At 37.5% G+C, this 25,826-nt stretch carries 28 protein-coding genes; 7 read left to right on the plus strand and 21 right to left on the minus strand.

Annotated elements, in window-relative coordinates:
- Window positions 1–27: 27 nt before the first annotated feature.
- The 5 genes from ACFX40_RS14620 to ACFX40_RS14640 all read right to left on the minus strand — a co-directional run bounded on the left by ACFX40_RS14620 (window position 28) and on the right by ACFX40_RS14640 (window position 5,996).
- Complete coding sequence (locus ACFX40_RS14620) at window positions 28–924, minus strand: GH25 family lysozyme (RefSeq protein WP_028408558.1); 897 nt, start codon at window positions 922–924, stop codon at window positions 28–30.
- 46 nt (window positions 925–970) lie between these two features.
- On the minus strand, window positions 971–1,189 hold the full coding sequence (locus ACFX40_RS14625; protein WP_102194846.1) for a hypothetical protein: 219 nt from the start codon (window positions 1,187–1,189) through the stop codon (window positions 971–973).
- 173 nt (window positions 1,190–1,362) lie between these two features.
- A complete protein-coding gene (fumC, locus tag ACFX40_RS14630) occupies window positions 1,363–2,742 on the minus strand; it encodes a class II fumarate hydratase (protein WP_034266080.1) in 1,380 nt (459 codons plus the stop codon).
- A gap of 223 nt (window positions 2,743–2,965) precedes the next feature.
- Window positions 2,966–5,317 (minus strand): immune inhibitor A domain-containing protein, encoded by a 2,352-nt coding sequence (locus ACFX40_RS14635; protein WP_098967427.1) that lies wholly within the window; start codon window positions 5,315–5,317, stop codon window positions 2,966–2,968.
- A 382-nt stretch (window positions 5,318–5,699) separates the two neighbouring features.
- A complete protein-coding gene (locus ACFX40_RS14640; RefSeq protein WP_028408561.1) occupies window positions 5,700–5,996 on the minus strand; it encodes a hypothetical protein in 297 nt (98 codons plus the stop codon).
- Window positions 5,997–6,229: 233 nt separating this feature from the next.
- Between ACFX40_RS14640 and ACFX40_RS14645 the strand changes: the two genes are divergently transcribed.
- Window positions 6,230–6,823 (plus strand): exonuclease domain-containing protein, encoded by a 594-nt coding sequence (locus ACFX40_RS14645; protein ID WP_028408562.1) that lies wholly within the window; start codon window positions 6,230–6,232, stop codon window positions 6,821–6,823.
- 234 nt (window positions 6,824–7,057) lie between these two features.
- Here the strand turns inward: ACFX40_RS14645 and ACFX40_RS14650 are convergent, their stop codons facing one another.
- The 4 genes from ACFX40_RS14650 to ACFX40_RS14665 form a co-directional block, all read right to left on the minus strand.
- Window positions 7,058–7,225, minus strand: coding sequence for a Fur-regulated basic protein FbpA (locus tag ACFX40_RS14650; RefSeq protein ID WP_081732017.1), 168 nt, complete (start codon window positions 7,223–7,225; stop codon window positions 7,058–7,060).
- A gap of 226 nt (window positions 7,226–7,451) precedes the next feature.
- A complete protein-coding gene (locus ACFX40_RS14655; protein ID WP_377255374.1) occupies window positions 7,452–8,945 on the minus strand; it encodes a sodium:solute symporter family protein in 1,494 nt (497 codons plus the stop codon).
- Window positions 8,945–9,142 carry a DUF3311 domain-containing protein gene (locus ACFX40_RS14660; protein ID WP_013083119.1) on the minus strand — a complete coding sequence of 66 codons (198 nt, stop codon included), beginning with the start codon at window positions 9,140–9,142 and terminating at the stop codon, window positions 8,945–8,947. The genes ACFX40_RS14655 and ACFX40_RS14660 overlap by 1 nt, the downstream gene beginning before the upstream one ends.
- A gap of 292 nt (window positions 9,143–9,434) precedes the next feature.
- Window positions 9,435–10,286, minus strand: coding sequence for an STAS domain-containing protein (locus ACFX40_RS14665; protein ID WP_028408564.1), 852 nt, complete (start codon window positions 10,284–10,286; stop codon window positions 9,435–9,437).
- A 234-nt stretch (window positions 10,287–10,520) separates the two neighbouring features.
- Here ACFX40_RS14665 and ACFX40_RS14670 point away from each other — a divergent pair, with 234 nt between their 5' ends.
- Window positions 10,521–11,027: a PCYCGC motif-containing (lipo)protein gene (locus tag ACFX40_RS14670; RefSeq protein WP_013083117.1), complete on the plus strand. Its 507-nt coding sequence runs from the start codon at window positions 10,521–10,523 to the stop codon at window positions 11,025–11,027.
- Window positions 11,028–11,177: 150 nt separating this feature from the next.
- Here the strand turns inward: ACFX40_RS14670 and ACFX40_RS14675 are convergent, their stop codons facing one another.
- Window positions 11,178–12,155: a ring-cleaving dioxygenase gene (locus ACFX40_RS14675; RefSeq protein ID WP_028408565.1), complete on the minus strand. Its 978-nt coding sequence runs from the start codon at window positions 12,153–12,155 to the stop codon at window positions 11,178–11,180.
- Window positions 12,156–12,401: 246 nt separating this feature from the next.
- The gene (locus ACFX40_RS14680; protein ID WP_028408566.1) at window positions 12,402–12,962 is read right to left on the minus strand and encodes a maltose acetyltransferase domain-containing protein; all 561 of its coding nucleotides are present in this window, start codon (window positions 12,960–12,962) and stop codon (window positions 12,402–12,404) included.
- Window positions 12,963–13,198: 236 nt separating this feature from the next.
- Here ACFX40_RS14680 and ACFX40_RS14685 point away from each other — a divergent pair, with 236 nt between their 5' ends.
- Together ACFX40_RS14685 and ACFX40_RS14690 are read left to right on the plus strand one after the other, a co-directional pair.
- Window positions 13,199–13,555, plus strand: coding sequence for a hypothetical protein (locus ACFX40_RS14685; protein WP_028408567.1), 357 nt, complete (start codon window positions 13,199–13,201; stop codon window positions 13,553–13,555).
- A 7-nt stretch (window positions 13,556–13,562) separates the two neighbouring features.
- The gene (locus ACFX40_RS14690) at window positions 13,563–14,096 is read left to right on the plus strand and encodes a PIN domain-containing protein (RefSeq protein ID WP_098525065.1); all 534 of its coding nucleotides are present in this window, start codon (window positions 13,563–13,565) and stop codon (window positions 14,094–14,096) included.
- Window positions 14,097–14,465: 369 nt separating this feature from the next.
- Here the strand turns inward: ACFX40_RS14690 and ACFX40_RS14695 are convergent, their stop codons facing one another.
- Complete coding sequence (locus tag ACFX40_RS14695; protein ID WP_025752359.1) at window positions 14,466–15,359, minus strand: helix-turn-helix domain-containing protein; 894 nt, start codon at window positions 15,357–15,359, stop codon at window positions 14,466–14,468.
- A 194-nt stretch (window positions 15,360–15,553) separates the two neighbouring features.
- Window positions 15,554–16,486 (minus strand): alpha/beta hydrolase, encoded by a 933-nt coding sequence (locus ACFX40_RS14700; protein ID WP_377255378.1) that lies wholly within the window; start codon window positions 16,484–16,486, stop codon window positions 15,554–15,556.
- Window positions 16,487–16,686: 200 nt separating this feature from the next.
- On the opposite strand from ACFX40_RS14700, the gene ACFX40_RS14705 reads away from it, so the two are divergent.
- On the plus strand, window positions 16,687–16,962 hold the full coding sequence (locus tag ACFX40_RS14705) for a hypothetical protein (protein WP_025752355.1): 276 nt from the start codon (window positions 16,687–16,689) through the stop codon (window positions 16,960–16,962).
- A gap of 45 nt (window positions 16,963–17,007) precedes the next feature.
- Here ACFX40_RS14705 and ACFX40_RS14710 read toward each other — a convergent pair whose 3' ends face one another.
- From ACFX40_RS14710 to ACFX40_RS14720, 3 genes are all read right to left on the minus strand, one after another.
- Window positions 17,008–17,856 carry a YihY/virulence factor BrkB family protein gene (locus tag ACFX40_RS14710; RefSeq protein ID WP_016764059.1) on the minus strand — a complete coding sequence of 283 codons (849 nt, stop codon included), beginning with the start codon at window positions 17,854–17,856 and terminating at the stop codon, window positions 17,008–17,010.
- Between the two features lie 187 nt (window positions 17,857–18,043).
- Window positions 18,044–18,247: an alpha/beta-type small acid-soluble spore protein gene (locus ACFX40_RS14715; RefSeq protein ID WP_098249755.1), complete on the minus strand. Its 204-nt coding sequence runs from the start codon at window positions 18,245–18,247 to the stop codon at window positions 18,044–18,046.
- A 127-nt stretch (window positions 18,248–18,374) separates the two neighbouring features.
- Window positions 18,375–19,235 (minus strand): dimethylarginine dimethylaminohydrolase family protein, encoded by an 861-nt coding sequence (locus ACFX40_RS14720; RefSeq protein WP_098249756.1) that lies wholly within the window; start codon window positions 19,233–19,235, stop codon window positions 18,375–18,377.
- A 207-nt stretch (window positions 19,236–19,442) separates the two neighbouring features.
- Here ACFX40_RS14720 and ACFX40_RS14725 point away from each other — a divergent pair, with 207 nt between their 5' ends.
- Complete coding sequence (locus ACFX40_RS14725) at window positions 19,443–21,614, plus strand: MMPL family transporter (RefSeq protein WP_098432769.1); 2,172 nt, start codon at window positions 19,443–19,445, stop codon at window positions 21,612–21,614.
- Window positions 21,615–21,658: 44 nt separating this feature from the next.
- On the opposite strand, the gene ACFX40_RS14730 is transcribed toward ACFX40_RS14725, so the two are convergent.
- Both ACFX40_RS14730 and ACFX40_RS14735 read right to left on the minus strand, forming a co-directional pair.
- Window positions 21,659–21,958: a YxcD family protein gene (locus ACFX40_RS14730; RefSeq protein WP_336063805.1), complete on the minus strand. Its 300-nt coding sequence runs from the start codon at window positions 21,956–21,958 to the stop codon at window positions 21,659–21,661.
- The gene (locus ACFX40_RS14735; protein ID WP_013056993.1) at window positions 21,946–22,401 is read right to left on the minus strand and encodes a hypothetical protein; all 456 of its coding nucleotides are present in this window, start codon (window positions 22,399–22,401) and stop codon (window positions 21,946–21,948) included. Before ACFX40_RS14735 ends, ACFX40_RS14730 begins: the two co-directional genes overlap by 13 nt.
- A gap of 578 nt (window positions 22,402–22,979) precedes the next feature.
- On the opposite strand from ACFX40_RS14735, the gene ACFX40_RS14740 reads away from it, so the two are divergent.
- A complete protein-coding gene (locus ACFX40_RS14740; RefSeq protein ID WP_028408574.1) occupies window positions 22,980–23,585 on the plus strand; it encodes an RraA family protein in 606 nt (201 codons plus the stop codon).
- A 22-nt stretch (window positions 23,586–23,607) separates the two neighbouring features.
- Here the strand turns inward: ACFX40_RS14740 and ACFX40_RS14745 are convergent, their stop codons facing one another.
- The 3 genes from ACFX40_RS14745 to ACFX40_RS14755 form a co-directional block, all read right to left on the minus strand.
- On the minus strand, window positions 23,608–23,970 hold the full coding sequence (locus ACFX40_RS14745) for a VOC family protein (protein WP_028408575.1): 363 nt from the start codon (window positions 23,968–23,970) through the stop codon (window positions 23,608–23,610).
- Window positions 23,971–24,008: 38 nt separating this feature from the next.
- The gene (locus tag ACFX40_RS14750) at window positions 24,009–24,206 is read right to left on the minus strand and encodes a cold-shock protein (protein WP_013056990.1); all 198 of its coding nucleotides are present in this window, start codon (window positions 24,204–24,206) and stop codon (window positions 24,009–24,011) included.
- A 356-nt stretch (window positions 24,207–24,562) separates the two neighbouring features.
- A complete protein-coding gene (locus ACFX40_RS14755) occupies window positions 24,563–25,825 on the minus strand; it encodes a glutamate-5-semialdehyde dehydrogenase (RefSeq protein ID WP_377255381.1) in 1,263 nt (420 codons plus the stop codon).
- Window position 25,826 lies beyond the last annotated feature (1 nt).

A 25,826-nucleotide genomic window follows, 5' to 3' on the forward strand; every position in this document is an offset into this window, starting at 1 on the left:
AGTAACTTTTCCCTATCTGGTAATCTCTCAAACCAGATTATTCAGATTATTCACTTCTTTAACAAGACGGGCCAGTGTGTCCGCTCCTGCTATCCCATCTGAAAAAAGGCCATATCGATTCTGGAATTTTTTCACTGCAGCGATTAATTCATCTCCATAGAAACCGTCTGCTCCAAACTTTGGAAGAGAAAATCCTAGCGCAAGTAAGTTTTGCTGAATTTGTTTGACTCCTAACCCTCTATCACCTTTGGAATAGACAAAGGGTCCTTTTGTATTATTCGTCATAGAGAGATTTGTTGTGACTTCTTTAAAAAATGAGCAGTCCATTTCATTTATATCCACATTTGTAGAAATTCCTTTTACTCTACCAGAATCCGTATATTGAAACATGGCCCATCGCTGCCACTGACTTAGCTCACCAGGGTGCTGCATACCGCCTTGTCTGTTGGCTGCACTATATCTTGCTACCCACAAAGGATACTTACTTATTTCGTTTGTAAAAAAAGTTTTAGCGAAATGATAATTCGTATATACGATAGGCTTAATCCCTGTTGTTTTGTGAACATGCTCAAGCCAGCTTACGGCAAAGCGAGAAACAAATTCTTTGGATTTTTTCTTATCTTCTTCTAGATCCAAACACGGTGGAAGGTCTAGTTTCATTTGTCCAAGCTGAGCAATAAAAAAAGCAGCTTCTTTCTCCGGGCTATTTGTACAGTGAGCATAATGATAAAACCCTACTCTCAAGCCCGCATTTTTAGCACCTATATAATTTTCATAGGATCTAGGGTCTACAAAAGTTCCGCCTTCTGTTAACTTTATATACACCCCTTTTACTGCGGTGTTTTTTATTTCTTTCCAATTAATGATTCCTTGATGATGAGAAACGTCGAGAATAATAGGATTATTTGAATGTCGCCTTTGCATAGTTTTCACCTCTTTTGCTAGCTTCCTTATGTATACGACGAATCTCTCAAAACCCCTGTTTTTCCGGATCTTGATATTCTTTTATAACGATGTGTAAAACGTTGCTCATTTGAATCGCTAAATAAGCTTCGTGTTTTTTGTCATAATAACGATACCATCCTTGCGTATGAATAATAGATTCCTCAAGCTTTTTTACATTTTCTGATTCAACCAATGTACTGATTGATTTTTCATTTCCAAAATAAAACTTCACTTCGTACGTCACTTGAATCCCTCCTTTATAAAAATGTAAATACCCTAATTGTATGTACTTGAATCTAGTATAAGGCAGTGTAAAATTTCTTTTAATCCGCAATTTCTTTTTATATGTTTATTTAGAACAATGTTTATTTTATTAAAACAAGAAGCCAAGCATTCTGACCTGCTTGGCTTCTTGTTTTATTTTGATGGATGAATCATATTAGCAGGATTTACCCATTGCTCAAATTGTTCTTCTGTCAGAAGGCCTGTTTTCACCGCTGCTTCTTTTAATGTCGTTCCTTCTTGATGAGCCAGCTTGGCAATTTTAGCCGCATTTTCATACCCTATGTGCGGATTTAACGCTGTTACAAGCATAAGAGAATTTTCTAGATTATGCTGAATCTTTTCTTTGTTGGGTTCAATTCCTACTGCGCATTTATCGTTAAAAGCCTGCATGGAATCTGTCAGCAATCTGACTGATTGTAAAAAATTATAAATAATAACCGGCTTAAATACATTTAATTCAAAGTTTCCTTGACTAGCCGCAATGCCAATCGTCACATCATTCCCAAGCACTTGTGCAGAAACCATTGTTAGAGCTTCACTTTGAGTTGGATTTACTTTTCCAGGCATAATAGAACTTCCTGGTTCGTTAGCAGGAATCGTAATTTCGCCTAGTCCGCTACGAGGACCGCTTGCCAGCCAGCGTACGTCATTCGCGATTTTCATTAAGTCAGCTGCTAAGGCTTTGAGTGCACCGTGGGCATAAACCACTTGATCGTGACTTGTTAATGCATGAAATTTATTAGGTGCTGAGATAAATGTTTTTCCAAGCGTGCTGCTGATTTCTTTCGCTACTTCATCGCCGAAGTCAGGATGTGCATTTATCCCCGTCCCAACAGCTGTACCGCCAATAGCTAGCTCCTTCATATACTCTACGCTTTGTTTAATCATTTCTTCATTCTTTTCGAGCATATGATGCCATCCGCTAATTTCTTGTCCTAGTGTTAGCGGTGTAGCATCTTGTAAATGGGTTCTTCCTATTTTAATAATATCTTTAAACTGCTCTTGCTTCGCAGCGAACGTTTCTTTTAATGTTTTTAGAGCAGGCAATAATTGATCTTCGACTTCTAGTACAGCTGCAATATGAAGAGCTGTAGGAAAAGTATCGTTAGAGCTTTGTGACATATTGACATCATCATTTGGATGGAGCGTTTCGTCGCCATTTATTAGCTGGTTTCCCCGGTGAGAAATCACTTCATTTACATTCATGTTTGATTGCGTTCCGCTTCCTGTCTGCCATACCACTAAAGGAAAATGTTCATTCCATTTCCCTTCAATAATTTCGTTAGCAGCTTGTACGATGGCTTCCGATTTCCCTGCTGATAGTTTGCCTAGTTTATGATTACTAATAGCCGCACTTTTCTTCAAAACCGCAAAAGCGCGTATTACTTCAATCGGCATTTTTTCAATCCCTATTGGAAAATTTTCTTTACTTCTTTGCGTTTGCGCTCCCCATAGTTTATCTTCTGCCACTTTGATTTCTCCAATTGAATCTCTTTCGATACGATAGCTCATAGTTAGAACTCCTTTTCAATATTTTCTTTACCTATTAGTATTGATTATATGGATGAATTTCATGACATAATAACAATTATTCACTGTTGAAAATTCCCTTTATTTTATTTTTTAAACGGTATTAAGCACTTTGATTATTTAGCTCATAGTTTATTTTGATTTCCTAACATAAAAAAAGATCCGAAGAATACGCTCTTCAGATCTTTTTTGAATACGTCTAATTTCACTTATGAATCCATACAGCACCAGCTGAATTGTCTTTTGCTTCACCAATTACGTCTAATTTTAATCCGTTTTGAGGAAGCAAGCGGCCTGCATCTTTAATTCTTTCATCTAAATACGATTTTTTGTCGTTGAAGCTTGTAACTCCATTTGATCCTTTAGATGAAATAGTTCCCCATGTTTTATGGGAATATGACCAAGCAGGTGATTTATCAAATGAGAACGCCGCGTCTGCAATTTGATATCGGCTTGAATTTGCTGTCGTGCTAATCCCATTTACATTAAAGTAAAGAACTTTATGAGCATGGGAATCAACTACGCCAAGGAATCCTTCACCTGGGTGCTGTCCTACCCAGTTATCAAGGTAGCTTTCATCTGCGTACCAAAGCAGCATGCCTGTATTATATTTTGCACCTCGCGCGAATTGAAGTGCTTTATCGCTGCCTGCATAGTTTCTCCACTCAAGGTAATAATAGTTGTCTTTATAGCTGATGCCGTTTGTCTTTTCAAATCCATCTAACGTTACTTTTGGCGCTCCTTCAGCATCGTCCGTAAATACCGTTTTTCCATCTACTACTAAACTGGCATTATCAAGAGCAAATCCTTGAAGGGCAAGTCCACCGTCCGTTACGTATTCAAATTGAAGCTTGATTTTTTTACCTTTAAATTGCGTTAAGTCATAGCTTTTATCTTCCCAGTTTCCGCCGGAAGTTTCAGCAGAACCGTCTGCATTGTTCGCTTTATCACCAATTGTATCTAACAGAACTTTTGAGCCGTCAGGAAGAATTGCATTTACATATAAGTAATCGTATTCTGCCTCTACTTCATAGAACGCTTTGTAATTGAATTTAGCTGTTTGCGCTGCTGTTAAATCAAACTCTGGCGTCGTCATTGTCGTATGCAGATCGTCTCCGCGTTTACTGTAGTAGTAGTTGCTTCCAAACTCAGGCTTAATCCCTTGAACAGCTTTTTTAGGTAAATTAATCTTTACAATACCCGGGCGTTTAGATTTTGTCACGCTTTGATCAACCACGCTCACTGAGCCCGATTTTGTAATGTTTTTGCTGTCGATTTGTTGAATATTTGCCCAGTTTCCACCCATATTTGCTTGGAAAAACTCTTTATTTTGCGGGGAGAAACTTGTCGGTTCTGTTCCAGCTACTTCACCAGCCCAGCTCCCTCCGCTCATAATTGACCAAACGCCTACCGGCTCACCTTGCCCCGTATACTGTGTATCATACTCATCCGGCAAACCTAAATCATGGCCAAATTCATGAGCAAAAACGCCAACTGCTCCGTCTTCTGGTTCAATTGTATAATCATAAGCAGCCATGTTTGTTCCAGGAACTTTATACACTTGTCCCAAAGTAGAGCGATGAGACCAGATAGCATCGTTTCCTAGTTTACCTCCACCTGCTTCTTGCCCAGTTCCAGCATGAATGACCATTAAGTGGTCCACTATGCCGTCAGGCTCATTGCGGTTGCCGTCTCCATCGATATCATATTGATCGAACTGATCATAATCTGAAAGGTTAATGCCGCTTTTTGCTGCTGCAGCAAGCGCTTCTTTTACAAGATTACGAGGCCCTTTAGATCCAGGCGCATTATCGTTTCCTCCCGCTGGATTGTCTGCTCCGTATTCTTTTGCGTTTCCAGGTACAGTTAACCAGTCAGAAACCGTTCCATCTACTGTGTAACTACCTCCAGACTGTTCTTCATAATATTGTTTAAATGTTTTAATTTTCTTACCGTTAAATAACGTAAAGTCTTTCTTTCCAAACATTAATTGCTGATAGTGATTTCGATTAAAATCTTTTGCATACATGTAACCAGGTTCTTGAACGACATTGTTATGCTTAAAGTCTGCGTATTCGACTAAAAGAACAAGAACTTTATCTTTTCTCACTTGTCCGTTATATTTGGCCTGAGCTGCAGGTTTAACGTTTACCCCGTTCCCCGAATTGTTTCCTTGAGACTTAATATTAGCAAATTCGCCTCGTTGAAACTTTTCTTTTTGTTTTGTTTGCATTTCTTTCGCTTTCAAATCAATTTTGCTAGCTTTATGTCCCTTCATGCTCTCTTTATGTGCATCTTTTTTGTTTATGTAAGAAGTAACGGCTTTCTTCACTTCTTGCGGTGTTGCACTTTGAGAAATAACTCCTTGGTTTTTCAGTGCGTTAGCCAATCTTTCTTCCGGTACTGTATTCATATCAATTGGTGAACTCGGAAGTTCCTCCGATTGTGCGGTTTTAGCTGAAGCAGCACTTCCATTCATAAGTACTGGCCCGACTCCGCTTAATGTAACAGTTGTGGCAAGAAAAGATGTCCCCAAAATCTTTTTCCAGCTTTTCAAGTAAACCCCTCCATTTTAGAATTTTCAAACTATTAGCAAGATTTATTTTATATTCTAAAACTAGGAAGGTCAACTACATTTTACTATATTATTAAAATTTTTTGATTCTAGTAGATAATGTAAAATAGTTTTATAGTATGTAACTAGTTTTCTTTGCCTGACAATTAAAATGTCTGATAAACCCTTCTTACATATGCAAATTCCATGCCAAATCGATAACCAAAACTAAAAATATATGAAGCGTATTTTTTTAGGAAATTAGAACCATCTTTTTCGTATTACTATTATATAAAAACAAAAAATTCCCTATTATGGATAAAGTAAAGATAAAAAAATCACTCCTCAGTAGACGAGAAGTGATAATCTCCGTATGCAAGTAAATTTAAGAATGTTCTTTTTGACGCTGCAGCAAGATATAATAGAGCGACATGCTCCAAAGAGACATATTACGCGCTGCGATTTCATAAGGCTTTTCATCAATTTTAAACAAGAAATCCCCTTCATAACTCACGGATTTCCCTTGCTTTTCTAGCTCTTGTTTAACAGCTTCAATCCATTCTACTGCATTCGTATAATGCTTGTTCAAACGAACTTTAATAGTTTGATTCCTGTAATGAATAAAAGATGTAATTCCCCAAAAAATTAAGACAAGAAAAAGTACCATATACAGCAATTGCATGATAACGATCCCCTTCTTCCTTCATTTCATTATTTTCAATGAAGACTTAATTTAGATGAGTAAATATTACTATTCTCCTTTCCTATTGTCATCTCCTTTAAAAAAGCAAATTCCTTTTCCGCGTGGGCGTATAAAATGAATCCATGCACGTGCTCCCTCATCGTTTTTACTAACGTTTTTTGTTAAAAAATGATAAGCTAATAGAATGATAAATAGAAAGGGAGGGCGATTAGTTGTCAACTGAACAAGTGAAATTAGCAGCCGTTTTAGATGTTGAAACAACGGGATTAAGTGCGCAAACATGCGATATTATCGAACTAGCAATTGCTGTTGTTTCTTATGATTCTTCTACCGGAGAAATAATCGACATTGTAGAAGAATATGAAGAATTTAATATGCCTTCAACTCCCATTTTCCCGTATATTACAAACTTAACGGGAATTACAAATGAGATGGTCAAAAATAAAACATTAGACGATAAAAAAGTGGAATCGCTGTTAACTAGCGTTTCGGCTATCATCGCTCATAATGCTTCTTTCGATCGCAGCTTTCTTTTAAAACGCTATCCATCTTTATTTAACCAAAAATGGCACTGCTCTATGCGTGCTGTCAAATGGAAAGAGTACGGCTTTCCTAATAAAAAACTAACAACGCTTCTTGATCATCATAATATCGAGAGAGAGCATGCTCACAGAGCTATGGATGACGTGAAAGGAACCATTGATTTGCTAAGACAGCAAAATCCTAGCGGAGATCCCTATTTTTCTGAAGTATTAAAAAAAGCAATGAGCAAACCTAAAAAAACAGCGGCTTCCACTCGTTTTTAACTCAACAAAAAAAGCGCAGAAGCTGCGCTTTTTTTGTTTTTATTCGCATATTTCTTAAGTGTTGAGTTATATGTTTGAGGAGTATGATTGGAAACAGCGAGGCTGTAAACGCACCGGAAGAAAAAGAAAAGTGCCTGCTTTCAAGCAAAAAGCCGCGGAGGAACAAACTGAACAGCAGGTGTTTACACATATATACGAAATCAGCTGAATTTCTAATAATCTGGGAGATTTTAATTATATTTCTCTTACCTTTTGGCTTTGAAGATCGTGATGCGTTTGTTCTAGTTCACTTAAATTCAATTCGTACAAATGTCTCCCGTCTTCTGCTTTAAAGTAACCCGATTCAATAATTTGATTCATTAAAAGATCTTTCTTTTGCTCAAATGCTTTTTCAGATGTCATGTTATCATCTCCTTTTTTAGGTGAATATCTTTCATAGAAAAGACGTACACCGCTTGTGGCATACGTCTTGTTGCTTTTCACACTCGTTACCTATGTTTAAAAACAACGCAATCGTTACATTTTATCGAGAAGGCTGCTTATGTCTTGCAGCCATATTGAACATTTTGGTGATGCACTACTTTTATACCCTTCATGATGTTCTTAAAACGCAATTGGAAAAAGATTTTCACAAAATTTGTTTTCCATCTACTGCCCCGCTTTCAAAATGCGGCTGTGCGGCGATTTTTTTCGTTGCTAAACTGACCACCATTAATACAACTAAATTAATAAATAAAGAAATAACGCCGACGTTTGTATCTTTAATGATTTGTGGCAACGCAGGAAACAACGTGCCAAGCGTTGTTTCAGTAATCGTTATATACATCACAGACGCAACGCCGGCAACAATACCTGCACATGCCCCGTATTTAGTCACGATATTATTTTTCATTAAACTAAAAATAAAAGCAGGAAATAGCTGCGTCACAATGCTGTAGCCCATTAGTAAAAGCGTTACAATCGTATTCCCTCCATGAAGTGTAAAATAGACTGAAACAAGCGCAATGACCGGTACGAAGCATTTAGCCAGTATCGAAATTTGTTTTCCCGTCGCTGAAGGAACAAGAACGCCATAAACGTTTTTAGACAGTGACGTAGAAGCTGCCATCAAAAGCATCGATCCAGGCACAAGTGCTGTTAATAAACCAGCTGCGCCAATAAAGCCGACAATCCACGGATCAAATGTTTGAATGGAAAGACGAAGCAGTGACAAGTCTGCTTCTGCGCCTTGTAGTCCAGGTACCTGCATAAGAGCAGTAAACCCTACAAAAAAGACAAAAAGCAACATTAACGTATAAATAGGACTTATAATAGAATTCTTTCGAAATACATTCTCGTTTTCAGCTGAATACGTTGCATTAAACGTATGCGGCCACATGTAAAATCCTAATACGGTCAGCATGACTGTAGAAATAAACCACGAAATACTTAGACCTGTCTTGGGAAGAGTGAGAAACGTTGGATTTGCTTGATGCACAGCCTCAAACATTGGCTGTAAGCCTCCGTAGTAATGAAACGGCATATATATTCCTAAAAATAAGACAACAATAAAAATCATGATATCTTTGACAATAGCCGTCCACGCGGAACCATGTATGCCTGATATCATTAAGTAAACCGTTAATGATATGGCACCAATCCAAATGGCTGCAGTTGAAGAGATAGACCCATAAGAAGCTTCAGATACAATAATACCTAAGCCTTTGAATTGTAAAATAATATAAGGAACAATTGCCAGCACCCCTGCGCATGAAACAACAATGCCAAGAAACGGGCTTCTGTATTTTGAAACAAAAAAATCCGGCTGAGACATAAGCTTATGTTTCTTGGCATATCGCCATATTTGCGGGCCAATCCAATACCCTAACACGTACGCTAAAGAAATATAGGCTAAAATATAAAACGCTGGTCCTCCTTTTCCATATGCCCAAGCGCTTCCACCTAGAAACGTAAAAGTAGTATAGATTTCACCCGCCATCAAAAAGAAGACAAAAACAGTTCCAAAACCTCTGCCGCCTACGCTCCACTGTTCTAAATCCATTTTTTTGCCCCGCGTAGCTCGAATTCCAAGATAAATAGCTAAAAGTAAAAAACCAAAAATAATAATTAGAGCGGTATTCATTATTTATCTCCTCCTTTAACAGCAGGATCGAGCTTGTACACAATGCCCATAATAAACGACGTAAGGATTACCCACATAACAATCCAAAAGAGAAAAAAAGGCATTCCTAAAATAAATGGCGTTACTTTGTTAACAAAAGGCAATAAACCTAATATTCCTACAAACGGAAGCAGGCAAAGAAGATAAATTATTTTCATAGAACTCCTCCTTAATCACACGGCTTATCAGTACTTATCTAAGACTTTAACTATCTCATTATGTACTTCTCTTATTCTTCTCTTTACACCTCCATTCTTGAGCTAAACGAAACGTTTGGCATAGAAAACCGCCGTTTATTTGTTCCTTAGTATCTTCCATTTGTCCCCATGTGAAAAGGAGTTTGTAAGGCATGCTTACAAGATTTTGAATGCAGAAGAATGTAGACAAACAAAAAGAAACGGAACTGAGAGCAAAAGTTTCAGTTCCGTTTCTTTTTAGCATTTCTATACTTTATTCTTCTTTTTTCTTTACACCAAGCGAAGAAAGAGCTTGTTTTAAATGTCCAAACGTTTCAATTTTATTAAAACTAATTCCTACATTAACAGCCGTCTGAGCCATGTCAGGACTCACTCCTGACATAATCGCATGGATGCCTAGCAGCTGCAAAATGTTAATTAAATCAAAAAATTTGTGCGCAACATACGTATCTACATAATTTACACCCGATAAGTCAATGACTAGATGTCTTATATGTTTTTCTGCACATCTTTTTGGAACAACCTCGATAATTGAATCACCTTTGATTTCATCAATAAGCCCTACTAAAGGCAAGACCGCGATGTGATCTACAATTGGAATGACAGGAAAACTCGTTTCGTCGATTAGCTCTTGCTGAAGACTTATTTTTTGCCTTGTGATTTTATAGTACTGTTCGGAGAATTCATTAAGGAGTTTATCAAATGTTGTATGATAAACTTCGCTCCAAGAGAGTATATCTTCTTTTGTGATAGATGAATGTATCAGACTATATGTTTTGACATACGTCCAAATAATTTTTCTTGTTTTGCTTAGCGCTTCTACTACCTCGTAAATCGGCGTATCAAATTTAATTCTGCTGTTTACTACTTCCGTCGTCCATTTCACCATACGTTGTTTGAAAATCTCTTGATCGTCAAGAAAGCCGCTCGCAATTGTTTCGATCGTATAAAGATGCTGCTCACGCAGCTTTTTCTCAACTGAAGCATCTGCGTCCTTTGAGTAAATCGATCCTTTAATATTACTTCTTTGGCGCAGCCATTCTTCACTGATAGAGGCTGAATTTTCTAAAATATATTCAAAAAGTCGTTGATTTTGTTCACTCACTACTGTTTAACCTCCGTTCACTTTTTCCTTCTGTCCACTTACTTACAAAACGCACCTTATGATAAATTCATGCTTCATATTTTTTCCTCGTCCATCTCTATCATACACGATAACCGCTCTGCATACTTATAGAGAATTAGATATAAACAAGCAGGTGTTTGATTATCTACATAGATAAACTGCCGTGTATGATGCAGCTATCATTTATTTTCACATGAAAGGATGTTAATTGTATTGAAAAAATCAATTATTTTGTTGGGGATTCTCGCTACAAGTATTGGATTATCCGCTTGTTCAAACAATACAACAACTTCTTCTGCCACAAACTCTTCTGCACATTCAGGTCATGAACATCACAAAGCTGCAGTTGCTGATATTCGCGAAGAGACTCCGGGAGCAGACGTTTTACCACAGTTTTTAAAGAACCAGCCTAAAGATATGAAACTAGTTTATCTATCCGTTGCTAAAAATCGTGAACTACTTGAAAAAATCCCTTGCTACTGCGGATGTGGCATGGAAGCAAATCACAAAAACAGCTATGACTGCTTTATTTTTAAAAACAAAAGAAATGGAGCAGTTGTCTGGGATGATCATGGAACAAAATGCGGATTGTGTATAGAAATTGCAGCTAAAGCTATGCTCGACTATAACCGAGGCAAATCAATAAAAGATATCCGCAAAGACATCGACGAAAAATATAAAGAAGGCTATGCACAACCCACTCCTACTCCTTCCTTGTAGGACATTGGCAGTTTTTAAGCAAACATTCGCGATAGGTATATATAAAAGGAAAAGATATCAAAAACACATTCTTTTTTAGCGTTTTGAAAGCTGATTCATCTTTGAAAAAGCAAAAAAACACTCAAATAGCTATTTGAGTGTTTTTGTGTATTATTCTTTCATAAACTCTTTTGTACTTCTTACTGTATCAATCGGACGCACGAGCTTCTCAATTTCTGCACGTTTTGGCTCTAAAAAAGGAGGCAGTGATAATTTTTCTCCGAGCGTTTCGTAAGGTTCATCTCCCATAAATCCTGGTCCATCTGTCGCAAATTCAAATAAAATTTGCGGAGCCACTCTTGCATACAACGATTCAAAGAAGTGACGATTCACATAACCAGACGTATGGAAACCGAAGCTTGACATTCGATTAATCCACTCTTCAAGAGCTTGTCGATTTTCTACGCGAAAAGCAACGTGATGAACAGTTCCAAAACCTTGCTGAGCCTGCGGAAGTTTTTCATTGTGTTCTACTACTACTTGCGCACCGTTTCCTCCTTCTCCTACTTCGAATAGGTGAAGGTCTCCTTCTTGAGCAATCTCTTTAAATAAAAGGACTTTTTCCATCATTTCTTTAAAGTAATTAAACTCGGCAATACGAATAAAGATAGGACCAAGTCCTGTAATAGCGTATTGAAGAGGGACAGGGCCTTTTTGCCAAGGAGTGCCTGATTCAACTCCTTGATTCCCTTCATCGGAAATTAACTGATACTGCTGATCATCAAAATCAACAAACGAAAGCGTCTTTTTCCCAAATAGCTCTTGAATCCCCGTATGATTTACTTCTAAGCGATCAAAGCGCTTTACCCAATAGTCTAAAGCCGCATCATTTGGAACGCGGAAAGATGTTTTTGAAATTTCATTTGTTCCGTGAAAACCTTTTGGAATACCTGGAAAATCAAAAAAAGTCATGTCCGTTCCGGCGCTGCCTTTATCATCTGCAAAAAACAAATGATACGTTTGAATATCATCTTGATTGACCGTTTTTTTAACTAAGCGCATGCCTAACACATATGTGAAAAATTCATAATTCTTTTCTGCACTGCTTGTAATAGCCGTTACGTGGTGTATTCCTTTTAAGTGGTTCATTCTACATTCCTCCGGACAAATCGTCTAGTTTATCATTTATTATTTATCTTTAATTTGAATATCTTTAATTAAAGATAATATACCATGATTAATTTTCCTTTGTCAATAAAGTATGGATGATCTCGGAAGGAAATATGTATATTTTTACATTTAACTAAAACATTATAAATGAGGACGAGCCAAATCGGCAATAAAACATCGTATAAACAAAGAGCTTTTACAATTCAAAAGCTCTTTGTTTATTCTTTAATTTTCAATATGCTTGATTATAATTGCAGGATTGCCTCCGACTACCACGTTATCAGGAACATTTTTTGTCACAACGGCACCCGAAGCAATTACCGCATTGTTGCCTATTTTCACTCCAGGATTAATAACGGCTCTCCCCCCAATCCAGACGTTATTTCCTATTTCTACGCGTTTTCCAAACTCAGCTCCTGAAATTCTTTCAAGAGCATGCAAAGGATGAGTTGCTGTATAGATATGTACACCTGGTGCAAGAAAACAATTATCTCCTATTCTTATTTCACATACATCTAAAAGTACGCAATCAAAGTTAGCATAAAAATTTTCTCCAACATGAATGTTAGAACCGTAGTCACAGCGGAAAGCAGGCTCTATGCAAAGAGAATTTCCCGTAGATCCAAACAGTTCTTTTAATAAGTTTGTACGTCTTTCTTCTTCCCTTTCTGTTGTTTGATTATAAAGCCTTGTTAATCTTCGAGCGTTTTCACGTTCTTTTATTAATTGCGGATCAGCGGAAAGATATAATTCTCCATCCAGCATTTTTTGTTTTTCTGTTTTCATTTTGCATCCCCTTTTTTGTAGTTCCTTCTCTAACCTATACTGATTTATTTCTCTTACACGATATCATGTTTTTAAACCTTTGTCCGGTATTCGCTGAGATTATCACCCATCAGGCAAACATTAGTTAAGTTAATAACTCCCGGAAGCTAATTTTTTAATCTTTTTATATAAAAGGAATAGTAAGAGAAAACTTCATCACATATACTATATAAATTTATATAAAAGGCAGGGATATCATGAAAGCACAGCGCTTGGTAGATGACCAAAAAGGAACATACAGCAAGGAAGTTCAGAAGCACTTTAACCTAAAAATAAATGGAAAAATTTATACACAACCCTTACCGCAACCACCTTCTTCACCCCCTATGCAGAAGAAAAATCTTAAATACAAACCTCAAAATAAAGTTCTACGCACGTACGATAAAAAAGATAAAACATTAAATGACACACAAGAAAAGCTCATAAAATCTGCAAAAACTAGATTAACTAAATATGAAAAGCTTCTATTAAGCAATCAGCTTTCAGAATCTGCGGCTCTTTACTCACCTTCTGGGTTAGAAGAGCTGGTACGAATGGCTAGTAGAGAGGAGTGAACGATTTGTGTTGGATGAAAAAGTAATCATTGATACAAACATTTGGGCTTCACATGCGCTTAATTATCCAGAAGTTGTGGAATATATTAATGAACTTATTTCAAATAACACGGAATTTTTAATGCCTACCGTGGTAGAAATGGAACTTCTGTCGCATTGGGAAGTAGAAACAAATCCTCAAGTCAAAGCAGTAAAAAATCATTATATTTACGATATGACAGATAAGATTGTAGACGTTACAAGTGAAATTGCACAGCTAGCAGCTCAAATTCGCAGAAAAGCTAAAATAGAATCCAATAAAAAAATTAAAGGCCCAGATGCAATGATTGCCGCATCTGCTTTTATACATAATGCAAAACTGATTTCCAATAATAATAAAGATTTTGCTTGGATTACATTTAATTTCAGCTACCGAGGTCAACCATTATCTTATGTAAACCCTATTAAAGATACGATTGCTTATGCTTCTTTTATTAAAAGCTTTGAACACCCCACCCTTCCCGATGCTGATAACTTACAAGAAAACGAGAAGGAAAGCTAATTTGTTTTTATTTTCAAAATACTCCTTGTCTCCCGCCTTTTTCAAATTAAAAGTTTGATGAGTACATACTCCAATTCTTTCTATAATGAATACAGTAAAAAGCATAAAAACTTAGGCGGTGAAAAGAGTGAATTATCAATATTACCCGGAACAACCTTTAGAAGAGTACCAATATGGCTATGATTATTATTCGAATCCTCATGAAACTGAAGAAAGATTCCCATATGGTTATTATCCATATCCTCGCCCACGTCCATTTTATCCTTCCCCTTATCCTCGTCCTATTTATTACCACCCCCCTTACTTTTACCCTCGTCCTCGTCCATTTTACCCACACCCAGTGTATTGGAGATAAAAAAAGAAGAGCGATCAGCTCTTCTTTTTTGTTTCTTGATATTTAGACATCTCTTCTTGAATAATGGTCACAAACGCTTCATTTTGTTCAATTTCAAAAACGGTAATAGCTTTTTCTAGGTAGGCTATTCCTTCTTTAAGCTCATCAAGCTGACAGAGTGCTTCTCCAATTTGATAGTGCAGTTCTCCTAATAAATAAAGCGTCTCATGCTGAATACACAGCTCTAGTCCTGCTTGTGCATATTTAACCGACTTTTCATAACGTTCCATTTGCAAAAGCGCACGTGATAATCCATATAAAATTCGAATTTTAACAAGAGGATCTTTTAACTTAGGAAGCAAAGCAATATGCTGCAATCCTTCCATAAACGTACTGAACGCTTTTTTTAAATGACCTTCTTCTTCATAAATAATGGCAATACTATTTAAAATAGCAATCTCTTTTTCTGAATAAAACTGTTCGCTCGTACGCGTGAACGCAATAGCTTTTTCCAATTTACGAAGCGCTTGTTCAAATTTATTTCCAATATAATAATCACATATGGCTTCGTGCCATAGGAAAAATTGTGCATGAAAAGGATCTTGAAACATAGGATTATCTTTTTCTTTGTTCACCATATGTAACACGGTTTCATAATCGCGTTTTCGTATATAATGCCTAATGGTCGATTTAATTTCTTTTGAATAATCGTTGGGCGTTAGCTCTCCTGCTTCAAAGAAATAATTCATCGGAACCCCTAAGCGTTTCGATAAATGATAGAGAACTTCACTGCTTGCATGAATTTCACCTTGTTCAAATCGATGTAGCTCTTCTTCAGTACAAATTCCTTCTGATAACTCGACAGTTGTCATTTCCGCAATCTTTCGCAGATCTTGAATCAGCTGACCTACTTGTTTTTTATCATTCAAAAAATCACCTTACTTAATGTCAATAAATGTTTTTATCCTACTTTTCTACTATACTCCAAACAAAATGACTTTAAAAGAGATAATGGGCTATTTTTTGAAACTCTTGTCAATCTTTTCTCCCTATCAACACAGAAAAACAGCACATCCATGTGCTGCTTCTCCCAAGTTCATATAATTTATGACACTATATATCCTTAAATAGAATCAAATACTTGACGCAGTTGAGCTGCGCTTTTATTTATCGCCTGCTGAGCGAGTGGAACAAATTCATGAAACCCTAAAAACCCGTGAATCATTGTTTCATAATTTTCATAGGTGACGGGGACACCGTGATTTTTTAATGCGTCCGCGTAGTCTTTTCCGCTATCTCTTAAAGGATCATATTGTGCTGTAATAATGGTAGCGCTCGGTAGACTCGATAAATCTTCTAGTAATACCGGAGCGTTATAGGGGTGCTGTTCTTCTTCTTTATTATTTAAGTACTGAAGGCGAAACCAATCCATGAGATCTTTTGAAAGAAGATATCCTTCGGCGTTTTCTTTCATAGAGGCAGGGTGTTGATTTTTAAATCCTACAGACGGATAAATAAGCAGCTGATGAACAATGGATGGACCTTGTCTTTGTTTTGCTAAAATGCTTACAACCGCAGCAAGATTACCACCGGCACTGTCGCCCCCGACGGCAATTTTGTTTGAATCGATATTTAATTGAGACGCGCGAGCTGAAATCCACTCCAAGGCGTCATAGGCATCGTTTACTGCAGCGGGAAATTTATTCTCAGGAGCAAGGCGGTAATCAACAGACACTACAATACAGTTCGTTTCATTTGCATACGACCTGCATATGGAGTCATGAGTATCCAGGCTGCCTAATACCCAGCCTCCTCCGTGATAATAAACAAGAGCGGGAAATGGCCCTGTTCCTTCAGGTTCATACACTCGTAGAGTGAGCGTACGTTCATTTAATTCAATTTCTTCATTATATACTTTTTTAACTGCTTCTTTAGAAGGAGTTAAGGACATCTTTTCCATTTCCCTCAGCTGTGGGGGTGTAACGTCCTCTAAAGAAGGACGGGGCATTTCATTATATTGATTTAGAAATATTTGAATATGCGGATCTAACGGCATTCTTCTTCTCTCTCCTTTCAAGGTAACTCTATATGTAATGATGAATGAAATTTCAGAAAAAATCCAATATATTGTCTTCTCGGCAGGCTTTTGTTTGTTTTGATTAAAAATGGGTATAACAATTAAATAAAGAGGATGATATTCGTATATATTTTATTCTCACCTATATAAATATAAATACGTACAAAGGAGGCACACCGATGATTATTGTTTATATAAGCTTAGCTGTTGTTTTGGCATCACTTGCGTATCTTATTTACGCAGGCGTATCATTTAATAAAAAAATCAAGCCAACTGTGAACTCTGTAAATGCCACTTCTCAGCATCTTCAAAACGAAACTGATCATATCAAAGAAAAAACAAATCATTTAAAAGTAACACAAGCAGCGATTAAAACCGATGTACAGTACAAAAAAGATTCGGTCAAATATACAGCCAACTCATTTAAACAGCTTGTGAATAGCTTTAAACGTTAAAAAAGGAAACCTCTATAAAGGTTTCCTTTTTTATTACATCTTTTATTACATCGCCTGAGACGTATCTTTAGGAGGCGCAGCCGTTTTGTTTCGGTGATAAATAGCGTTAATCTCTCCTCCAATAACGAGAATTAACCCCGTTAAAAATAGCCAAAGCATCAGAACAATCACGCCTCCTAAGCTTCCATAAGTAGCAGAATAATTGCCAAAGTTGCTTACGTAAAATGAGAATCCTAAAGATGTCAGCTGCCATAACAGCGTAGCAGCGAGCGCTCCGGGCCATACATGGGCAAAAGGAAACGTTTTGTTTGGCGCTAATCTGTATAATACGGATAAAACAAGTACCATAATGCCGACACCGATAATCCAGCGCAGAATATTTAAAACCACTGTTGTACCTGAAGGAAGAGAAAACCATTCGCTTATCCAATTTAACAAAACCCCTCCGAACACTGGTAAAAGAAGCGATACAACAATTGTTACAATTAATCCAATTGTTAAAAGAATGGACAGGCCTCTTACTTTAATAAACGAGCGCTGTTCTTTCACGTCGTAGGCTTGGTTCATTGCACGGATAAAGGCGTTCATACCGTTTGAAGCAGACCAAATGGTTCCTAAAATCCCTACAGTCAGTAGCCCGCCGTTTGGTTGGCTTATAAATTGAGCTACGTTATCTTTAAAGATTGCAGCCGTTTCTCCCGGCATAACGCTTTGAAGGACATCGATTGCCTCTTCCGGTTTAATCGATAGATACGGAACAATCGATATCAGTAAAATAAGCATAGGGAATAATGATAGCATATAATAATAGGCTTGCTCAGCCGCTAGTCCCGTTGCTTGGTCTTCTTGAATTTCTTTACCAAGACTTTTTCCAAATGATAATAGCTTTTTCATGATAAACCTCTACTTTCTCTTTTTTTGTTCTTTTCCCATTTTATGCACTTTTCAACCTTGAAAGTGGAGAATTTCAAGCAAAATCTCAAATCAAACGACCAAGAGAAAGTAGAATGATGTTTTCCACAAAAAAAGTTCCAGCTCAAAAGAGCCAGAACTTTTCATCAGAGTGTTTATGTAGAGCAGACTAGCGAATGTGTCCTTGTGCACCACTTAATTGCTGTTGCGCCATTGCAACAAGATGCTTCGTCATTTCTCCACCAACAGAACCATTTGCACGAGCCGTTTGCTCAGCGCCAAGCTGAACGTTAAGTCTTCCCGCAATTTCCGTTTTTAACTGATCAAGAAGCTGTTCAGCACCTTGAACTACAATAGGATTACGATTTGCCATGTTTATCACTCCTTTCCTTCAACAGCTTATATAGGTTAATGTTCCTTTCACTTGAAATTTTATACAACATCCCTCAAAAAAAAAGATCCTTGGCTATTGCCGAGATCTTTTTTCTTTTTAAGCTTTTTTACACTCGTTCAAGAGGCATTGTGCAGCAGCGGAAAGAACCGCCCGACTTAATAATTTCAGATATATCAACTTCAATTACTTTATAGCCCCGTTTCCTTAACTCTTCATTCACTTCTGTATTCATTGGCAGGCTGATCACCCGCTGATTACCGATGGATAATACATTGGTTCCCATCGTAAACTGCTCTTCTTTTGTTACTTCAATTAAGTCATATTTCATGCGAAGTAAATTTAATTCTTTCTCATGTAAAGCTGGTGAAAATACGAGCGCTTCTGTAGGTGATAAAATATTTAACACACAATCAAGATGAAGATAAGACCGATCAATAGGAATCGGAACAACCTCATACGCTGGAAGCAGCTCTTGGATATGCTCCACGCCTTCTTTACTTGTACGGTCGCTGAGCGCAATAAAAATAGCTTGTCCATCAATCAGCACATCTCCACCTTCAATGGGATGGTCCGGTACCTGATGGAAAGGAATATCTTGCTGCTTCAGCCACTCTGCTAGCACTTGTTCTTCTCCACTTCGAATCTCGCTTCCCATTTTCGTGACAATAACGGTGTCTCCGAGCGTATAGCCAATATCCCGCGTAAATACTTGTTCTGGAAATGGCTCTTGTGCAGATAGCCCGATGACTTCTACTCCTTCTTTTTGAAGGCATTCGACAAATTGACGGTGCTGCTTTGAAGCCAAGCTTTCATCAATGTTTTCGTCCGCATAATGCTTTTGTGTTTCATTAATAATTTCTTCAATTTTCATATATGTAGGTGGGCAAACGACCACACGTTTTAATGTATCATACTCATTTTTACACCCGTAACTATTCGTCATTTTAGCTGACTGTTTCATTTGCATCTTTTTAAATCCCCCTTCGTGCATTTATGTACAGTGTTCCCTAAATCTCCTGAAACATAAACACGATTTTGCTGAGGAAACACCTCTGCCCATCTATCTAAAAAGCTTTTTCAGGCAAGAAAAACAAAAAAACACAATACTTCTTCTAATTACAATAACTGTTAGTATAAAATAGTCTAGTAACTGTACAAAAAATGGGAGGTTAATATGAATAAAGTAGCGAACGCATTATATGCGGGCAGAAAATTTTTATTAATACTGTGGATCATTCTAATTGTCGGATTTGGCTTTTATGCGGCTAAGCTTCCTTCTGTGCTGGGAGGAAACGGATTTGAAATGAAAGGAATGTATAAAGATACCGAGCAGCTTTTAGTTGATAAATTTGATGTTAGCGAAGCTCAGATCATCGTTTTGTTTGAAAAAAAAGACGGAGTTTCTGACTCAAAATTCCAGCAAACGATCGCTCAGTATATGCAAAAAGCAAAGGACAAATCAGACGCGTCGAAAGTTGACATACCAACGGCTTCTAACAAGATGATAAAAGGAAGCACAGCGTATGGAATTATCCACTTTAATCACGATGATGGAACGATGGATAAACGAGTGGAAAAGATCAGAACTCTTTCAGCTGATGAAAAAGAAGTTAGTGTAAAATTAACCGGTGGTCCTATTATTGAAAAAGATATGAATACAGCAAGCCAAGCAGATTTAGCAAAAGCAGAAGCCATCGGTATACCTGTTGCTTTAGTTGTGCTCCTTCTAGCTTTTGGCGGCGTGGTAGCCGCTGCAATTCCTCTTATGATAGGAATTGTAACCGTCGTTACCACCATGGGCGTTGTCTATTTCTTTCATCCGTACACAGAGCTGTCCATCTTTATTTTAAATGTGATTCCAATGATTGGATTAGCTCTTAGTATTGACTTTGCCCTTTTATTTATTAATCGCTTTAAAGAAGAAATCCAAACAAAATCGGTAGAACAAGCAATCAAAATCACCATTCAAACAGCGGGACGCTCGGTCATCTTCTCAGGATTATGCGTATTTATTGGATTAGCGGGAATGCTGTTTATCCAAGTGGATATTTTTCAAAACGTCGCTCTTGGAGGAATGGCTGTTGTTTTTATTGCTGTGTTTTCAGCTCTTACGCTGCTTCCTTCCATACTGGCTATATTAGGTACACGCATTAATCGTTTACGCATCTTAAAAGTCAGTGAACAAGGCGGTCAGTCTAGGTGGCGTTCATTCGCTACATTTGTCATGAAAAAGCCTGTAACTATGACGATTGTTTCTCTTATCATTCTGTTAGTAGCACTTATTCCCGTTCGAGACATGCATCTAGAAATACCGTCTTCAGAAGCGCTGCCAACAAAATACGAGTCTCGTCAAGCTTTTGACACGTATAACGATACATTTATAAATAAAAACACGGCAGACGTTTATTTTGTGCTAGAAGCTAAGCAAGATATGCTGAATAAAAAGCCTTTAACAAATGCCTTTACTTTTATAAAACAATTAAAAGAAGATTCGTTAGTTAAGCAAGTCGATTCTATTTCTACCGCTTTAAACGTAAAATCGAGTGATCAGCTTCAAGCTATGCTGGAAAACCCGCAGATAAGTGCGCAGGCAAAGCCAGCTGTAGATTCGTTCATTAACGGACATTATATGCTTATAAAAGCTACGCTAGATACAGACCAAAATTCAGATGAAGCAAAAGATTTTGTTCGAAAATGGAAAGACAAACGTTCACTTTTCACCGTTCATATTGGCGGCTATCCAAAATTTGAACAAGAAATATTCGATGAAATTTATGAAAAAGCTCCATATGGTTTGGCTCTTGTTTTATTTTCAACGTATGTCATTTTAATGATTGCTTTTCGTTCTGTTCTCATTCCTTTAAAGGCTATTATTATGAATATTTTAAGCTTAACAGCTACGTTTGGTTTACTTGTATGGCTGTTTCAAAATGGACATTTAGGTCTTACTCAATCTAATATTGCTTTAGTGCTGCCAGTCTTTGTTTTCGGCCTTGTATTTGGGCTCAGCATGGACTACGAAGTCTTTTTGATTTCGCGCATTCATGAAGTGTATCATCAAACCCGCGATAATAATGTAGCAACGGTAGAAGGCTTAGCTTCCACTAGTAAAATTATTACGAGCGCTGCTTTAATTATGATCGTGATTACAGGAGCCTTTGCTTTTACAGACGTAACGCCTGTTAAACAAATGGGTGTAGGAATTGCTTTAGCTATATTTATCGATGCAACGATTGTCAGAATGCTTCTTGTCCCTTCTCTTATGAAATTGCTTGGAGATGCCAACTGGTGGTTTTTCACTAAAAAACGCGATAAGTCCAGTTCCAACGAACAGTTAAAATCATAATAAAAAAACCGCTCAAGTGAGCGGTTTTTTTATTGAAGGCTTCTTTAACGACTTAATTTAGCAAAAGCGATAATGCCTTCTTCATCGTCTAATTCCAGTTCTAGTCCTGCTGCGTATGGGTCTACGTTCATTTCCGCATCCAGCCAAAAGCGCAGCGCTTCAATAATGTTCAAAGTAATATGAACCTGCTTACGATCATGTACGTATGACTCTGCTGAAAAACCGTAGTCATCATCATACATTAGCTCAATCTCTACTTCTTGAGGCTGAACTTGTTTTTTTTCTGCGATATACAAACACATCGCATTGATAATATCTTGTTCAGAAATTTTTATTGTCTCCACGATTTCACTTCCTCATTTTTACGCTTGTTGCTACGTACGCTTTGGAATAACTTTACTACAAGAAGAATTAAAGCTACAATCACAAGCATATTTACCATAAAGCCTAAAATTGGGCCTAATGGTCCTAAGCTAGATAGCAAGCTTCCGAATAATAAGCCCGCAATTCCTCCCATTAAAAGACCTTTCATTAAGCCGCCGCGCTTTGAGCTAGCCGCTGTACTTTTAGATGATGAGTTTTTAGACGTATTGTTTTGCTTAACAGAGTTGCTGTTATTGTTTTTAAATAAGCTTGATTGGTTATTGCTTCCGCTGTCAAAAGAGCGCTTTCCTGACTTATACCCTTTTGCGCTTGCTACGTTTGAACCGTCATGAATAAGTGATCCACCGACTGGTGAAAACACAACCGCTAATGCGATAAATGCGGCCAATAATTTTTTTACCATTGTTTTCCCTCCACTAAATGACTAACGTCACATATGTTTTTTCATATATGATTTCCATATATGTTCCTACGTTTCATCATACCAAAAGGTTTCACTTTTTTATATAAAAATGCATCAAGCTACATCAAATGTTCACAGGATTAAACATTTGCACGTATTTCTTGTGTATATAAGACTATTCAAGTATAAACCAGAGACCTTCATAAAACTAACAAAGGTCCTTCATCTTCATTAAATACAGCTTATTTTACACTTTGCCAAAAATATTATCTAAAGTAACTTTTGTAGAGTTCCTTGGTTTTTCCACTTCTTTAATAATGTCTTATAGGCTATGTGCTACCTTCACCTTTATTACTAATTAAAGGATATAGGCGCTTATATGACGAATACCATACGAGAAACAGCGGCGCCTCAAAGATATAGTACAATGCATTTAAAATTGGCTCTGAAAGCTTCTAATGCTGTATGTTTGCAGTTAATTGATGGCCAATACTTCACGTTATCTGCGTGCTCTTTCATAAATAAGAGCTTTCTCTTATATGAATATAGATAGAATATAATCAAAAAGGAGAGATACGATGTTGAATGAACAGCTCCCATTATCAACAGCAAATTTATCAGATGCAATGGAAGGTGCAAACCACTTAGACTTTTCTATTAAGCCATTGCAGCGTCATTACAAACTATTTGGGCCAGCTCTTACTGTAGATACGCCTGCTGGCAATAATTACTCAGTGCTTGAAGCGATTCGACTAGCGGAGCCTGGAAGCGTGCTCGTCATTGATGGAAAAAGCTACTGCAACCGTGCCTTAGCAGGAGATTTCGTAGTAGCCATGGCGAAGCTTGTTGGAATAAGCGGTATTGTACTCGATGGTGTTATACGAGATCAGGAAGACATTGAAAAGCTCAATTTCCCCGTATTTTGCAAGGGCTCTACGATCGCAGCAAGCAGCAAAAAAGAAAAAGGAAAGGTAAACGAGATCATTTCCTGCGGAGGCGTGAAGATCCGTCCTGGGGATTTTATTGCAGGTGACGACGGTGGAGTCATTGTCATTCCTAAGGATGAAGCCGAAGAAGTATTAGCAAAAGCACGGGAAAAGTGGCAAAAAGATAAAGACAGAGAAAATGAAGTATTAGTTAGCAAAGAAACGGTATATACGTATTTAGATAACGCCCTAAAATAAAAGACCTCCGCTTGGAGGTCTTTTATTTGTCATATTGTAAAAATTCTAATCGATTTCCGAACGGGTCATGGACAAAAAAACGTTCTCTCCCTGCAATAGGCTCTTCTTCAGAAAGAACACACCCCGAATTTGCCAGCTTACGTCTAAGCGTCTTGATATCTTCCACGACAAAAGCTGGATGCGCTTTTTTAGCAGGTATGTAGTCATCTTGAATACTGATATGCACTTCTTGAGTCCCACATTGAAACCATATGCCGCCCCTGTGCCTTAAATTTTCCGGCTTAAGAACAGTTTTCATTCCTAAAAGATTTTCATAAAAATTTCTTGCTTCTTGCTCGCATCCTTCTGGACCAAGAAGCTGAACATGATCAATTCCTAGAAACATCCACAAACCCCTTTCAAAAAACGTCTTCCTAAAAGTTATTAATCAATGACTCTAGGATTATGAATAACCTGCAGTTCTTTTACAGCTTGCTTCATTTCGCTTTTGCAAATTGGACAAGTTGGCTGATCTCCGCTTTTAAAGTTATCTCGAACCCAGCAATTACACGTATCTGATGTACATTCCCAAACTTTTGTTTCTTCAATAACAGCCGGCTCTAAATTTTTACGATTATACATACACATCGTCTCCTTTAAACAGTACTTTTTAAGTGGATAATAAATGAAGATTAACTTAGCGTGTAAATGTGGTAAATGGCGCAAGATAAAGTGATACTATACATCCGTAAATCAATCTTTGAGGAATACATACGGCGTCTTGAAAGACTAAAATAAAAATGAAGTTATAACAAAGCAGATAGCAGTTGCTTTTCTTAAAACAACGGGATAGTCTGAAAAGAACAAAAATGAAGATCACAAAAATTATATATTTTACTATTATAACAGAGTTTATAATTTTTTACAAATCAGCTTCCATTTACTTGTCTTTTCAAAAAAAAAAAAGCGAGCACATGATTAGGCTCGCTTTTCATTTCTTATCGAGTTTGTCCGTTTCCACTCATAATATATTTAATTGTCGTAAGCGCAGGAAGTCCCATTGGACCGCGTGCATGAAGCTTTTGAGTTGAAATCCCAATTTCAGCTCCAAATCCTAAAGCTCCTCCGTCAGTAAAACGCGTAGATGCATTATGATACAGTGCCGCTGCATCCACTAAAGACATGAAGCGTGAAACGGCTTGTTCATCTTCTGAAATAATGGCTTCAGAGTGTTTTGTTCCATATGTTTCGATATGGTCAATCGCTTCATCCACACTTTCTACTACTTTCATCGCGATCGCTAAGCGCAAATACTCTTCAGCCCAATCTTTTTCAGCCGCTGGTTTTGCTCCAGGAATTTCACCTACTGTCGCTTTGTCACCATATACTTCAATATTGTGATCATTGAATGCTTGAATCAATTCATCTTTATGAGAATGGAGCCAGTTTTTGTGTACAAGAACCGTTTCTGCTGCGTTACACACCGCTGGTCGATCTGTTTTTGCATTTATCAAAATCGGAATGGCCTTCTTAACGTCAGCTTGTTCATCGATATAAATATGGCAGTTTCCGACTCCCGTTTCTAACACAGGAACCGTTGCGTTATTGACGACCGCTTGAATCAACGAAGCCCCTCCGCGCGGAATTAGCACGTCAATATGCTCTTTCATTGTAAATAATTCTTGCGTAGCCGCACGATCTGTGCTTGAAATAAACTGTACCGCTTCTTTAGGAATTGGCGTTTCATCAAGAGCTTTATGAATAATGTCCACAATAGCTTGGTTAGATGAAATAGCTGAAGAGCCGCCTTTTAACACAATGGCATTTCCAGATTTCAACGCTAGCCCTGTTGCATCTACCGTTACGTTTGGACGTGCTTCATAAATCATTCCGATAACGCCAAGAGGCACGCGTACTTGCTTTACATCTAGACCGTTATCCAATGTCCAGTTTGATAAAACATCTCCTGTTGGATCATCTAACTCAGCAACTTCACGAAGGCCGTTTGCAAATTCTTTTACACGTTCCGCTGAAAGAGCAAGGCGATCCATCAGCGCTTCGTCAAACCCTTTTTCTTTCCCGTTTTTTAAGTCTACTTCATTTGCTTTTAAAATATACTCCGTGTTGTTTTCAAGTGTAGAGGCAATCGTTAACAACGCATCGTTTTTTTGTTCTGTTGTTAGTAAACTTAATTGTTTAGCTGCTTTTTTTGCTGAAATAGCTTGTTCTTCTACTGAATACTTTTCATTTGTTTGTAACACC

The organism is Priestia sp. YIM B13552 (assembly GCF_042787775.1).
GTDB lineage: Bacteria > Bacillota > Bacilli > Bacillales > Bacillaceae_H > Priestia > Priestia megaterium_E.